Source organism: Telluria sp. ZB4P36, from assembly GCF_059685865.1.
Window position 1 is genome coordinate 22,342 of sequence record NZ_JCASIE010000032.1, and the last position, 13,138, is coordinate 35,479.

The window sequence follows — 13,138 nt, forward strand, 5'->3', positions numbered from 1 at the left end:
CATGTTGTCGCAGATCGACTGGTCGCGTCCGTGGTACGACACGGTGCGGCCGGCCTTCGAACGCCTCGGCCTGGCGGACGAGAGCTTCATCGAGGCCTTCAACCGCAGCGCCGCGACGCTCGGTCTGCGCAACCACGCCGGCCTGCCGCTGCGTTTCGTGCCGCAGGCGGCGCTGCCGGAGGGGAGGGCCTATGAGGAATTCATCGGCGCCACCGGCCAGGTCCCGACCCGCGACAACCTGCACGACTTCTTCAACGGCCTGGTGTGGCAGACCTTCCCGCTCATCAAGCGCGAGCTGAACGCCCTGCAGGCGGCGCAGATCGCCCAGGCCGGCATCGGCAAGTCGCGCGGCCCGGCGCGCGATGCCGCCACCATCTTCGACGAGAACGCCGCGCTGCTGCTGGTGCGCGAGGGCAGTGCCGGACGCCTGCTGGTCGACGCGCTGCGTGCCCACGGCTGGCTTGCCGCGCTGTTCGACAAGCGCGCCATGTTCGGCAGCGACGCGCAGCTCTGGCTGTTTGGCCACGCGTTGATGGAGAAGCTGGTGGCGCCGCGCAAGGCCATCACCGCACATACGCTTGTCATCTTCGTGGGCGATGATGTGCTTTCCCTGCCGCCGGAGGGCAGGCGCGCCTGGCTCGACGCCCGCGTGGCCGCGCAGTTGACCAGTGAGGGCTTGACTACCGCCGGCTTCACGCCGCTTCCGGTGCTCGGCGTGCCGGGCTGGTGGCCCGGGCAGGACCAGGATTTCTATCTCGACACCACCGTCTTCCGCCCAAAACGGCAGTCGACCTGAAAGGAATACCGATGGCAAACGCAGTACGCTGGGGCATCCTCGGCACGGGCAAGATCGCGCGCGCCTTCGCCACCGCACTAGGGGATGTGCCGGGCGCGGTGCTGGCGGCAGTCGCCTCGCGCAGCCTGGACAAGGCCCAGGCCTTTGCGCGGGAATTCAATGCTGCGGCCGCCTATGGTTCGTACCAGGAGCTGGCCGACGCCGCCGGCATCGACCTGGTCTACGTCGCCACCCCGCATCCCCAGCATGCCGACAATGCCCTGATGGCGCTGCGCGCCGGCAAGGGCGTGCTGGTCGAGAAACCGTTCACGATGAACCTGCGCGAAGCCGAGCAGGTAGTGACACTGGCGCGCTCGCGCCGCCTGTTCCTGATGGAGGCGATGTGGACGCGCTTCCTGCCGGCCTACGACGAAGTCCGGCGCATCATCGCCTCCGGCGAGATCGGCACCGTCCACCAGGTGGTGGCCGACTTCGGCTTCACCGCGAACTTCGGCCCCGAACACCGCGCCTTCAATCCGGAGCTCGGCGGCGGTGCGCTGCTCGACCTGGGCATCTATCCGCTCTCGATCGCCACCGCGCTGCTCGGCCCGGTGGCCGAGATCAGGGCGCAGGCCGAACTGGGCGCGACCGGGGTCGACGTGCAGACCGGCTTCACGCTCAGGCACGAAGGCGGCGGGCTGTCGGTGAGCAGCTGCTCGTTCCAGGCACGCACGCCCTGCGAGCTGACGGTGTCGGGCACGCGCGGCCACGTGCGCATGAACACCATGTTCCACCGCGCGAAGAGCGTCAGCGTCAGCCTCGACGACGGCAGCACGCGCACGGTCGACACGCCCTATCTCGGCAACGGCTACGTCCACGAAGTGATGGAAGCCCAGCGCTGCTTCGGCGCCGGACTGCTGGAGAGCCCGGGCATGAAGCTCGAGGAGACGCTGGCGCTGATGGGCGTGATGGACGAGATCCGGCGCCAGGTCGGGCTGGCCTACGACAGCGACCGCAGGAGCGGCCGGCCGTTGCATGCGGTCTGAATTGACAAGCGCGGACGGCATGCGAATACTGAACGATTCGACACCTCGTCAGCGGAGCTTCCATGCGCATCCCCACAATCCTCGTCCTGGCCGCCGGCCTGATTGCCAGTGCCGCCGCCTGGGCCGATCCGGTCCCGGCGGACAAACAGGCCTATGTCGGCAGCTGGCAGGGCAAGGACATGCAGCTGGCGCTTTCGAAAGAGGGCAAGGTCAAGTACAAGCGCAAGCAGCCGGGCAAGAACCTCGACCTCAGCCTGGATCTGCTGGGCTTCAACGGGAACAATTTCGACGTCGGCGTGAGCTTCATGCGTTCCACCTTCGTGGTCAGCAAGCCGCCGCGGCGCGAAGGCGGGAAGTGGAAGATGACGGTGGATGGCGTCGAACTGACCCGGGACGAGTGAGATGACGCTGCGCACGGTCGTCCCCATCCTGCGCATGTTCGACGAAGCGAAGGCGCGCGAATTCTACGTCGGCTTCCTCGGCTTCCGGGTCGACTGGGAGCACCGCTTCGAGCCCGGCCTGCCGCTCTACCTGCAGGTATCGCGCGACGGCTGCATCCTGCACCTGAGCGAACACCACGGCGACTGCTGCCCCGGCGCAGCGATGCGCATCGAGGTCGGCGACATCGACGATTATCATGCGGAGCTGACGGCGAAGCAGTACGGCTACGCCCGGCCGGATGTCGGCGACACGCCCTGGGGCTCGCGCGACATGTCGGTGAAGGATCCCTTCGGGAACCGGCTGACCTTTACCAGCGCGATCAGTACCTGAAGCCTCCATTCAGCGTGCTCCGGTCGCGGCGTCCAGCCGCTTGAACAGCTCCCGGTGCAGGTCGAGGGTGTACTTCGTCATGTGGCGGCGCGCGTGCCCGATCTCCTTCAGCTCGCGCTGCGCCAGCGCCTCGTCGCGCGTGGCGAGCGCCCACAGCGCCAGCTCCACCCGCGCCTCGATGCTGCCGAAGCGTTCCGCCACCATCGCGAGCTGGGCGCCGGCCTGCTCCTGCCGGCCGGCTGCCGCATAGGCACGGCCCAGCACCAGCCCGACTTCTTCCGGACGATAGCCGGCCTGCTTCGCCTGCAACTGCTCCAGTAAGCCGATCGCTGCTTGCGGCTGGCCGTGCGCCGCCTGCGCGCGTGCCGCGCCCAGGATCACGCCGGCGTCGCCCGCGAAGGGGCCTTGCAGGCAGGCGTCGTACTGCGCCACCGCCTCCGCGGTCTGCCCGTTGTCCAGCAGCGCGGCCGCCAGGCGCATCTGGTTGTGGGCGGTCGGTGTCAGGTCGAAGGCCTCCCGGGCCTCGCGCACGTCGCGGCCCGGGTCGAGCTTCTTCTGCAGCGCGTGCCCGGCCTGGCGGGCCTGGCGTTCGAGGCGCGAATGTGGCAGGAAGACCGCCGCGAAGTAGACGACGCTGCCGAGCAGGGGGAAAGAAAACAGGATCAGCAGCCAATACATCGGCCGTCCCGTGCGCACGGCATGGACGGCGAAGAAGATGGCGACGATCAGGTGGAGTCCGAGTCCGAAGATGGGCATGGCCGTGCATGGATGGTGGGCGAGCCGCCACGATAGCCCGGTTCAGGGGCCGCATGTCTATCGGATTGTCACGGCTGCGCCAGATCGCGCCTTATACCTTCAGGAATTCCTCGCGCCCGCCCAGCCAGCGCGTCAGGTGGGCATCGATGATTGCCATGTACTCGGGCCGGTCGCCGTTGTCCAGCAGGTACTGGGCCACGTCGCGCGCCTTGTCCACGATCCACTGGTCGGCTTCCAGGTCGGCGAAGCGCAGCATCGCCTCGCCCGACTGGCGCGCACCCAGGAATTCGCCGGGACCGCGGATCTCCAGGTCGCGCCGCGCGATCTCGAAGCCGTCGGTGGTCTCGCGCATCGTCAGCAGGCGCTGCTTGGCCACCTGTCCCAGCGGGCTCTGATACAGAAGCAGGCACACGCTCGCCGCCGAACCCCGCCCCACGCGGCCGCGCAGCTGGTGCAGCTGCGACAGGCCGAAGCGCTCGGCGTGTTCAATGACCATCAGCGAGGCGTTCGGCACGTCGACGCCGACCTCGATCACGGTGGTCGCCACCAGCACGTGGATGCTGCCTTCGATGAAGGCATCCATGATCACCTGCTTTTCGGCCGGCTTGAGGCGGCCGTGCACCAGCCCGACCTGCAGATCGGGCAGGGCCTCGGCCAGGGTCTCGTAGGTCTCGGTGGCGGTCTGCAGCTGCAGCACCTCGGATTCCTCGATCAGCGGGCAGACCCAGTACACCTGGCGCCCTTCCTGCGCGGCCGCATGTACGCGCTCGATCACTTCGTCGCGCCGGTTCTGGTCGATGGCGCGCGTGACGATCGGACTGCGGCCCGGCGGCAGCTCGTCGATCACCGAGACTTCGAGGTCGGCGTAATAGGTCATGGCCAGGGTGCGCGGGATCGGCGTGGCCGACATCATCAGCTGGTGCGGCACCAGGCCGTCGCTGCCCTTGTTGCGCAGCGTGAGGCGCTGGCCGACGCCGAAGCGGTGCTGCTCGTCGACGATCGCCAGGCCCAGGCGCGCGAACTGCACCGTGTCCTGGATCAGCGCGTGGGTGCCGATCACCAGCTTCGCTTCGCCGGATTCGATCAGCTCCTTGGCCGCGTTCTTTTCCTTCTTTTTCAGGCTGCCGGTCAGCCAGGCCACCTTGACGCCGAGCGGTTCCATCCAGGCCGCGATCTTGCGGAAGTGCTGCTCGGCCAGGATTTCGGTGGGCGCCATCAGGGCGGCCTGGTAGCCGCTGTCGATCGCCTGCGCCGCGGCGAGCGCCGACACCACGGTCTTGCCGCTGCCGACGTCGCCCTGCAGCAGGCGCTGCATCGGATAGCCTTCGCGCAGGTCGGCGCCGATCTCCCTGACCACGCGCTGCTGCGCGCCGGTCAGCTTGAAGGGCAGGGCCTCGAGGAAGGCGGCGGACAGGGCGCCGACCGCGCACAGTTGCGGTGCGCCTTTCTCGCGCCGGGCGCGCTGCGCCCGTTTCAGGGAGAGTTGCTGGGCCAGCAGCTCGTCGAACTTCATGCGGGTCCAGGCCGGATGCGAGCGCTCGGTCAGCGCGTATTCGTCGACGTCGGCCGGCGGGTAATGCAGCAGGCGCACCGAAGGTTCGAAGTCCCACAGCTGCAGGCGGGAGAGGAAAACGTTGGGCAGGGTGTCGCGCCAGTCGACCCGCTTCATGGCGTCCGCGATCGCGCGCCGCATCACGGTTTGCGACAGGCCTTCGCCGGCCGGGTAGACCGGGGTCAGCGAAGTCGGCAGCGGAGCGCCCTCGTTGATCACTTTATAGGTCGGGTGGACCATTTCGGCGCCGAAGAAGCCGTGCTTCAGTTCGCCACGGGCACGCACCCTCACGCCTTCGGACAATTGCTTGACCTGGCTGCCGTAGAAATTCATGAAGCGCAGCTGCAGCTCGCCGGTCTCGTCGGCGATCTGCACCAGCAACTGGCGCCGGGGCTTGTAGGTGATTTCATTCCTGACCACGACGCCTTCGACCTGCCAGGTCTGGAGCCCGCGCATGGCGGCTTCGCGGATCGTGACCACCTTGGTCTCGTCCTCGTAGCGCATCGGCAGGTGCAGCACCAGGTCCATATCGGTGCGCAGGCCCAGCCGGGCAAGCTTGGATTCAACAGTTTTTGGGGCGGATGGGGTCTTGGTTGCGGGCATATTGCGGCATTTCGGGCTTTGCTGGCGTAAAATAGAGGGTTCGCCGCACGCATTGCAGCCTCTATTGTAAGGCTGTCAGCATCCATTTTCCCAGAATTGACAACAATGTACTCGCTTTCCGATTTCGATTTCGACCTGCCGCCAGAGCGGATCGCGCAGCTTCCGCTGCCGGACCGGAGCGCCTCGCGCCTGCTGCAGCTCGATGACGACCGTATCACCGACCGCCATTTCGCCGACATCGTCGACCAGCTCCAGCCGGGCGACCTGCTGGTGATGAACAATACGCGCGTGCTGAAGGCGCGCTTCTTCGGCGTCAAGGAAACCGGCGGCCAGGTGGAAGTGCTGGTCGAGCGCGTGCTGGACAACCGCACGGTGCTGGCCCAGGTGCGCGCCTCCAAGTCGCCCAAGCCGGGCAACCGCATCCGCCTGGCAGATGCCTTCGACGTCACCACCGGCGAGCGCGCGGGCGAGTTCTTCACCCTCCACTTCGAAGGGGACGTGTTCGAGCTGATCGAGGCCCACGGCCGCCTGCCGCTGCCGCCCTACATCGAGCACACGGCCGACGAATTCGACGAGCAGCGCTACCAGACCGTGTATTCGAAGGAGCCGGGCGCGGTCGCCGCGCCGACCGCCGGCCTGCACTTCGACCAGCCGCTGCTGGACCGCCTGGCCGAGAAAGGGATTAAGCTCGCGTACGTTACCCTGCATGTCGGTGCCGGCACCTTCCAGCCGGTGCGGGTCGAGGACCTGTCGGCGCACAAGATGCACACCGAGTGGTACACGATTCCCCAGGAGACGGTGGACGCGGTGCGCGCCGCGAAAGCGGCGGGCCGCGACGTCGTGGCAGTCGGCACCACCTCCCTGCGCGCGCTGGAATCGGCCTCGCAGACCGGTGAACTGGCGGCCGGCAGCGGCGACACCGCGCTGTTCATCACGCCGGGCTACACCTTTAGAACCGTCACGCGCCTGATCACCAATTTCCACCTGCCGAAGTCGACGCTCATGATGCTGGTGTCGGCCTTTGCCGGCTACGACGAGATCCGCAAGGCCTATGCCCATGCGATCGCCAGCGAATACCGTTTCTTCAGCTATGGCGACGCCATGCTGCTCACGACCCGATCACGTTAAACCATGCTCGAATTTACCTTACTGAAAAAAGACACCAGCGGCCTGTCGCACGCGCGCCGCGGCCGCCTGAAGCTCAACCACGGCACCATCGAAACCCCGATCTTCATGCCGGTCGGGACCTACGGCTCGGTCAAGGCGATGGACCCGATCGAACTGCGCGAAGTGGGCTCGCAGATCATCCTGGGTAACACCTTCCACCTGTGGCTGCGCCCGGGTACGGCGGTGCTGGACAAGTTCGGCGGCCTGCACAAGTTCATGGGCTGGGATGGCCCGATCCTGACCGACTCGGGCGGGTTCCAGGTGTTCTCGCTGGGCGCGATGCGCAAGATCACGGAAGAGGGCGTGAAGTTCGCGTCGCCGATCGACGGTTCGCGCCAGTTCCTGTCGCCGGAAGTGTCGATGCAGATCCAGCGTTCGCTCAACTCGGACATCGTGATGCAGTTCGACGAGTGCACCCCCTACGAAATAGATGGGAGGCCCGCGACGGCCGAAGAGGCGGCCAAGTCGATGCGCATGTCGCTGCGCTGGGCGCAGCGCTCGATGAACGAGTTCAATCGCGGCGAAAACCCGAACGCGCTGTTCGGCATCGTCCAGGGCGGCATGTACGAGCACCTGCGCGACGAGTCGCTGGCGGGCCTGGAAGACATCAACTTCCCGGGCCTGGCGATCGGCGGCCTGTCGGTGGGCGAGCCGAAGGAAGACATGCAGCGCATCCTGGCCCACGTCGGCCCGCGCCTGCCGGAGAACAAGCCGCACTACCTGATGGGCGTCGGCACGCCGGAAGACCTGGTCGAGGGCGTGGCCAATGGCGTGGACATGTTCGACTGCGTGATGCCGACCCGGAATGCGCGCAACGGCTGGCTGTTCACCCGTTTCGGCGACGTCAAGATCAAGAATGCCCGTTACAAGGACGATCAGGCGCCGCTCGACGAATCCTGCAATTGCTACTGCTGCAAGAATTTCTCGCGCGCTTACCTGCATCACCTGCACCGCTCGAACGAGATCCTGGGCGCGCGCCTGAATACCATCCACAACCTGCACTTCTACCTGAAGATCATGCAGGAGATGCGGGATGCGATCGATGCGGACACATTCAACGAGTTCCGGATCCAGTTCAGGGCCGATCGCACGCGCGGAGTTTGACGAGGCGGACGGCCAGGCCGTCCACCCACAATTGCATTAAATTTCCTACAACATCTTGCAATTTGGAATTGCAAACCTACATACCTCCAGATTGGCCCCGGCCTCCCTGCCGGTGCTAGAATACACCGCTTATTTTTTTAATCTCACAATCGGAGTACTTGTGTTCATTTCCAACGCGTACGCGCAAACCACCGCCGCAGCCGATCCTGGCCTGATGGGTAGCCTGACCACTTTCCTGCCGCTGATCCTGATGTTCGTGGTCATGTATTTCCTCATGATCCGTCCGCAGCAGAAGCGCCAGCGCGAGCTGAAGGCGATGATGGATGCGCTGACCAAGGGCGATGAAGTGGCGACTGCCGGCGGCATCCTCGGCCGCGTGACCAAGGTGGCCGATACCTATGTGACGATCGAAGTGTCGACCGGCACCGAAATCGTGGTCCAGAAGAATGCAGTGACGACGCTGCTGCCGAAAGGTACCCTGAAGGCCCTGTAAGCCAGTAAGCATCGCGGCGGCCCTCCGGGGCCGCATCGTGCCCAACATTGAACGCTGGAACACTATGAATCGCTATCCCGTCTGGAAATATCTATTGATCGCCGTCGCGCTCCTGCTGGGAGCGCTGTTCACGGCGCCGAACTACTTCGGCGAATCGCCGGCACTGCAGGTCACCACCGGTAAAACCACGGTCAATATCACCAGCGCCACCGTCGGCATGGTCGAGGATGCGCTCAAGCGCAACGGTGTTCCGACCACCGGGATTGCCCTCGAAGGCACCGGGCACAGCACCTCGGTGCGCGCACGCTTCGCGTCCACCGACGCCCAGTTCAAGGCCAAGCTGGCGCTCGAGCGCGACCTGAACCGTGACCGGGAAAATCCCGATTACATCGTCACCGTCAACCTGGTGAAGAATACCCCGGCCTGGATGGAGGCGATCGGCGCCAGGCCCATGAACCTTGGCCTTGACCTGCGCGGCGGCGTGCACTTCCTGCTGCAGATCGACAGCAAGGCCGTGCTCGACACCAAGGTGAAGGGCGTGCAGGCCAGCGTGCGCAGCCAGCTGCGCGACCAGAACATCCGCCACGCCGGCATCGAACGCGTCGGCAACAGCGTCGAAGTGCGCTTCCGCGACGAAGCGACCCGCACCGCCGCCCGCACCGCGCTGGGCAAGCAAATGCAGGACCTGGCCTTCGCCGATGCCGCCGACGGCACCGAGCTGAAGCTGGTCGTGACCCTGAAGCCGGAGGCGCTCAAGCGCACCGTGGAAGACGGCGTGAAGCAGAACATCGCCACCCTGTCCAAGCGTATCAACGAACTGGGCACCACCGAACCGCTGATCCAGCAGCAGGGCGCCGACCGCATCATCGTCCAGCTGCCGGGCGTGCAGGACGTGGCGCGCGCCAAGGACATCATCGGCCGCACCGCCACCCTGGAACTGCGCATGGTCGATTCGACCGTGACCCCGGGCACCGAACTGACCGCCGCCATCCCCCTGAACTCGGAACTGTTCACCGAAGGCCGCGGCGCCCCGGTCGTGGTGTCGAAGGACATCATCCTGACCGGCGACTACATCTCGAGCGCCGTTGCCAGCTTCGACCAGAACCAGCAGCCGGCCGTCTCGATCGACCTGAACGGCGACGGCGGCCGCAGGATGCGCATGGCTACCCGTGAAAACGTCGGCAAGCGCCTGGCGGTCCTGCTGAAGGAAAAAGGCGTGTACAGCGTGCCGACGGCCCCGACCATCAACCAGGAACTGGGTTCGACCTTCCAGATCACCGGCATCGGCAGCATCGAAGACGCCAACGAGCTGGCACTGCTGCTGCGCTCGGGCGCGCTGTCGGCGCCGATGGAATTCATCGAGGAACGCGTGATCGGCCCGCAGCTGGGCGCCGAGAACATCGAGCGCGGCCTGAAGTCCACCGTCTGGGGCTTCGTGGCGATCGCGATCTTCATGATCATCTACTACCACGTGGTGGGCTTCGTCAGTGCGCTGGCCCTGGCCGCCAACGTGCTGTTCCTGCTGGCGATCCTGTCGATGATGCAGATCACCCTGACCCTGCCGGGTATCGCGGCAATCGCGCTGGCGCTGGGCATGGCGATCGACGCGAACGTCCTGATCAACGAACGCATCCGCGAGGAACTGCGTGCCGGCGCGCCGCCGCAGGTGGCGATCAATGCCGGCTTCAAGCATGCGTGGGACACCATCTTCGACTCCAACGTCACCACCCTGATCGTCGGCCTGGCGCTGCTGATCTTCGGTTCGGGCGCGATCCGCGGCTTTGCCGTGGTCCATTGCCTGGGCATCCTGACCTCGATGTTCTCGGCCGTGTTCGTGGCCCGCGGGATCATCAACCTCTGGTACGGCCGCAAGAAGAAGCTGACCCACATCTCGATCGGCACGGTCTGGAAAGAGGGTTTCACGCCTAACAAGCAAAACGCTACTCAGGAATAAAGATGGAATTTTTCAAGATCAAACGGGACATCCCGTTCATGCGTCACGCGCTGATCCTCAACGTGATCTCGGCGGTGACCTTCCTGGCAGCGGTGTTCTTCCTGGTGACCAAGAACCTGAATTACTCGGTCGAATTCACCGGCGGTACCGTGATGGAACTGCAGTACCCGCATGCGGCGGACCAGGAAAAAATCCGCACCACGCTGCGCGGCATCGGCTACGAAGCGCCTGAAGTGACCAGCTTCGGCACCGCCCAGAGCGTCCTGCTGCGCCTGCCGATCGTCGAAGGGCAGGCCGCGGCCGGCACCTCGACCAAGGTGTTCAACGCCATCTGCTCCTCGGAGCAGGGCACGCCGAAGGTCACCCAGGTCACGACCGACAAGGGCCAGCAGGTCAACCGCACCAGCTGCGTCAATGCCGGCGGCCAGGAACAGGTCAGCCTGCAGCGTGTCGAATTCGTCGGCCCGGCGGTCGGCGATGAGCTGGCCCAGAACGGCCTGAACGCACTGCTGATGGTGATCATCGGCGTGGTCGCCTACCTGGCGATCCGCTTCGAGTGGAAATTTGCGGTCTCGGCGATCATCGCGAACCTGCACGACGTGATCATCATCCTGGGCTTCTTCGCCTTCTTCCAGTGGGAATTCTCGCTGACGGTCCTGGCGGCGATCCTGGCGGTGCTGGGCTACTCGGTCAACGAATCGGTCGTCATCTTCGACCGGATCCGCGAGATGTTCCGCAAGCAGCGCAAGATGAGCGTCCCGGAAGTGATCGACCATGCGATCACCTCCACCATCTCGCGCACCATCATCACCCACGGCTCGACCCAGCTGATGGTGCTGTCGATGCTGTTCTTCGGCGGCCACGCGCTGCACTACTTCGCCATCGCGCTGACCATCGGCATCTGCTTCGGCATCTATTCCTCGGTGTTCGTCGCCGCGGCGCTGGCCATGTGGCTGGGCGTAAAGCGCGAAGACCTGATCAAGCCGGTCAAGGAAAAAGACGAGACCGACGGCGCCGTCGTCTAAGCTTCCTTCTCCTGACAATGCCGCCCCGGTCCTGCCGCGGCGGCATTTTTTACATCCAGATCAAGCCCGTGTGGCAATTTGGCTGTTTACGTGCGGTAACGCACAGAACCGCATGGGGCCGGTCCCTATAGTGGACTTGTCTCTTTCAGGACATCCCTAGTTTTGGACTTCACCCGCTCCCACCGGAGTGGGTTTTTTTTTTGCGCGCACGGTGTCTTACAGATATGTCGCCCACAGTGCGTTGGCGAGGCGACCCGCTGGGTCGACGCGGCGTTTGAGCGCGCGCAACTCCTCCGCTTCAGGATAGGCCTGCTCGAACTGGCTGCGCGTGGCGTGCAGCTGGTAGGGCAGGTAATAGCGTCCACCGAAGGCGAGGGCGGTGTCGATCATGGCGCGGGTCCAGTCGCCCGCCCGGCGCCGGGCGTCGGCATGGGTACGTTGCTTGTAGTACAGCACGAAGGAAAACACTTCTTCCTTTGCCCAGGGCAACAAGCTCGTCTCGTCGGCCGGCGAATGCCGCACCGATACGTTCAACACCTCGGCCTCGTGCTCCCGGATGACGGCAGCCATGGCGCGGGCATAGGCGGCAAAGTGGCGCACCGGGATGAAATACTCCTGCAGCACATAGGTCGAGATGCGGCGCGTGCGCGGTTCAAGTTCGGCGACGTCCAGGCTGGCCTCGTGGTTGCGCCACTTGACCGCCGGCTTGGCCAGCAGCAGCGGATGGATCAGTTTGCTGCGCAGCAGGTCCCCGCGCGGCAGCTCGGTCATGGCGAACAGCAGGTTCTGGTGCAAGCCGTAGGACTGGCCGCGCGCCACCAGCCGCGCCGCTTCGGTCAGGGCTTTCGTGGTCCGGCGCCAGGAAACCGCCACCGGTGCGTCGAACAGCGGCGGCAGCAGGTCGGCGTTGTGGAAGACGCATTCGGCGCCCTCGATGTTGCGCCGGAAGTAGGCCGGATAGTCGTCGAGCGTGAGCGCATCGACGATGCGCTCGATGCGTGTATTGTGTGCCAGCGCGAGTTCGACCTCGGTGATCACCCCCACTGCGCCATACCCGCCTGCGGCTGCACGGAACAGCTCGGCGTTGCGGGTACGCGTCGCTTCCACCACCGATCCGTCCGCCAGCACCAGCTGCAGGGCGCGCACGGAATTCACCACCGGCCCGTTGCCGACATAGCGCCCGTGCGCATTCACGGAAACGGCGCCGCCCACGGTGAAGTTGGCATAGCTCTGCATGGTGTGCACCGCCAGGCCGAGCGGATCGATTGCATCCTGCAGGTCGCGCCAGCGCATCCCCGCCTGGACCCGGGCCAGCTTCGCGCCTGCGTCGAGCCGGATGAGCCGGTGCATGCCGCGCATGTCCAGGTGCGCAGCGCCTGTACGACCTCTTCCGTGGAGGACGGCGCCGCGACCCGCGCGACGTCGACAGTATACAGCCCGGTGACGTTGGGGATGGCAATGCCGGGCGCGGCGAAGGCCTGCGGCGGCGCGAGGCTGAGCAGGCCGGCCCCGGCGAGGGCCTGGGCCAGGAAGCGGCGGCGTGGTGGATGCATGTGCTGGAATCGTCAGGGTTGATCAACAAGATGAACCCGAAGCTTCCGGCAAAACCGGCGGCCTTGCCAAGGCAATCCTGCGCCGGTAGCGCGCTGCGATACCGCGCGTATCGGACGCTAAGTGAATCAGCGCACGGAATGCCGACCACTGAAAGCTTATAGTGGAACCGTCTCTTTCAGGACATCCCTAGTTTTGGACTTTGCCCGCTCCCTGAGCGGGCATTTTTTTGGTTCTTCGCGGGAAATGGGGGAAGACGGGATTGACGAACTGAGCGGGAGGTGGTGGCGGAGGTTTGATGTTGGTAGATTGATAGTCGCCAAACAAATCAGTCTGTCAAA

General features: G+C 65.3%; 12 protein-coding genes. 9 read left to right on the plus strand and 3 right to left on the minus strand.

Annotated elements, in window-relative coordinates:
• Position 1: 1 nt before the first annotated feature.
• The 4 genes from AC56LK_RS24310 (at position 2) to AC56LK_RS24325 (ending at position 2,592) form a co-directional block, all read left to right on the plus strand.
• Positions 2-796 carry a DUF3025 domain-containing protein gene (locus AC56LK_RS24310; RefSeq protein WP_497187024.1) on the plus strand — a complete coding sequence of 265 codons (795 nt, stop codon included), beginning with the start codon at positions 2-4 and terminating at the stop codon, positions 794-796.
• An 11-nt stretch (positions 797-807) separates the two neighbouring features.
• Positions 808-1,821, plus strand: a complete 1,014-nt coding sequence (locus AC56LK_RS24315) for a Gfo/Idh/MocA family protein (RefSeq protein ID WP_497187025.1) — start codon at positions 808-810, stop codon at positions 1,819-1,821.
• 62 nt (positions 1,822-1,883) lie between these two features.
• Positions 1,884-2,222 (plus strand): hypothetical protein, encoded by a 339-nt coding sequence (locus AC56LK_RS24320; RefSeq protein WP_497187026.1) that lies wholly within the window; start codon positions 1,884-1,886, stop codon positions 2,220-2,222.
• 1 nt (position 2,223) lies between these two features.
• Complete coding sequence (locus AC56LK_RS24325) at positions 2,224-2,592, plus strand: glyoxalase superfamily protein (protein ID WP_497187027.1); 369 nt, start codon at positions 2,224-2,226, stop codon at positions 2,590-2,592.
• A 9-nt stretch (positions 2,593-2,601) separates the two neighbouring features.
• Here AC56LK_RS24325 and AC56LK_RS24330 read toward each other — a convergent pair whose 3' ends face one another.
• Positions 2,602-3,348: a hypothetical protein gene (locus tag AC56LK_RS24330; RefSeq protein ID WP_497187028.1), complete on the minus strand. Its 747-nt coding sequence runs from the start codon at positions 3,346-3,348 to the stop codon at positions 2,602-2,604.
• A gap of 91 nt (positions 3,349-3,439) precedes the next feature.
• Positions 3,440-5,503 (minus strand): ATP-dependent DNA helicase RecG, encoded by a 2,064-nt coding sequence (gene recG, locus AC56LK_RS24335; RefSeq protein WP_497187029.1) that lies wholly within the window; start codon positions 5,501-5,503, stop codon positions 3,440-3,442.
• Between the two features lie 105 nt (positions 5,504-5,608).
• Between recG and queA the strand changes: the two genes are divergently transcribed.
• The 5 genes from queA to secF all read left to right on the plus strand — a co-directional run bounded on the left by queA (position 5,609) and on the right by secF (position 11,246).
• Positions 5,609-6,631 (plus strand): tRNA preQ1(34) S-adenosylmethionine ribosyltransferase-isomerase QueA, encoded by a 1,023-nt coding sequence (queA, locus tag AC56LK_RS24340; RefSeq protein ID WP_497187030.1) that lies wholly within the window; start codon positions 5,609-5,611, stop codon positions 6,629-6,631.
• A gap of 3 nt (positions 6,632-6,634) precedes the next feature.
• Positions 6,635-7,774, plus strand: a complete 1,140-nt coding sequence (tgt, locus tag AC56LK_RS24345; RefSeq protein ID WP_497187031.1) for a tRNA guanosine(34) transglycosylase Tgt — start codon at positions 6,635-6,637, stop codon at positions 7,772-7,774.
• 160 nt (positions 7,775-7,934) lie between these two features.
• Positions 7,935-8,267 (plus strand): preprotein translocase subunit YajC, encoded by a 333-nt coding sequence (yajC, locus tag AC56LK_RS24350; RefSeq protein WP_277484156.1) that lies wholly within the window; start codon positions 7,935-7,937, stop codon positions 8,265-8,267.
• Positions 8,268-8,331: 64 nt separating this feature from the next.
• A complete protein-coding gene (gene secD, locus AC56LK_RS24355; RefSeq protein ID WP_497187032.1) occupies positions 8,332-10,221 on the plus strand; it encodes a protein translocase subunit SecD in 1,890 nt (629 codons plus the stop codon).
• 2 nt (positions 10,222-10,223) lie between these two features.
• A complete protein-coding gene (gene secF / locus AC56LK_RS24360; RefSeq protein WP_497187033.1) occupies positions 10,224-11,246 on the plus strand; it encodes a protein translocase subunit SecF in 1,023 nt (340 codons plus the stop codon).
• Between the two features lie 216 nt (positions 11,247-11,462).
• On the opposite strand, the gene AC56LK_RS24365 is transcribed toward secF, so the two are convergent.
• The gene (locus tag AC56LK_RS24365) at positions 11,463-12,605 is read right to left on the minus strand and encodes an FAD-binding oxidoreductase (protein WP_497187034.1); all 1,143 of its coding nucleotides are present in this window, start codon (positions 12,603-12,605) and stop codon (positions 11,463-11,465) included.
• Positions 12,606-13,138: the final 533 nt, after the last annotated feature.

Bases quoted from the DNA above. Each gene is read 5' to 3' on its own strand.
- AC56LK_RS24310 (WP_497187024.1), top strand. From the start codon at position 2: ATGTTGTCGCAGATCGACTGGTCGCGTCCGTGGTACGACACGGTGCGG.
- AC56LK_RS24315 (WP_497187025.1), top strand. From the start codon at position 808: ATGGCAAACGCAGTACGCTGGGGCATCCTCGGCACGGGCAAGATCGCG.
- AC56LK_RS24320 (WP_497187026.1), top strand. From the start codon at position 1,884: ATGCGCATCCCCACAATCCTCGTCCTGGCCGCCGGCCTGATTGCCAGT.
- AC56LK_RS24325 (WP_497187027.1), top strand. From the start codon at position 2,224: ATGACGCTGCGCACGGTCGTCCCCATCCTGCGCATGTTCGACGAAGCG.
- AC56LK_RS24330 (WP_497187028.1), bottom strand. From the start codon at position 3,348: ATGCCCATCTTCGGACTCGGACTCCACCTGATCGTCGCCATCTTCTTC.
- recG (WP_497187029.1), bottom strand. From the start codon at position 5,503: ATGCCCGCAACCAAGACCCCATCCGCCCCAAAAACTGTTGAATCCAAG.
- queA (WP_497187030.1), top strand. From the start codon at position 5,609: ATGTACTCGCTTTCCGATTTCGATTTCGACCTGCCGCCAGAGCGGATC.
- tgt (WP_497187031.1), top strand. From the start codon at position 6,635: ATGCTCGAATTTACCTTACTGAAAAAAGACACCAGCGGCCTGTCGCAC.
- secD (WP_497187032.1), top strand. From the start codon at position 8,332: ATGAATCGCTATCCCGTCTGGAAATATCTATTGATCGCCGTCGCGCTC.
- secF (WP_497187033.1), top strand. From the start codon at position 10,224: ATGGAATTTTTCAAGATCAAACGGGACATCCCGTTCATGCGTCACGCG.
- AC56LK_RS24365 (WP_497187034.1), bottom strand. From the start codon at position 12,605: ATGCGCGGCATGCACCGGCTCATCCGGCTCGACGCAGGCGCGAAGCTG.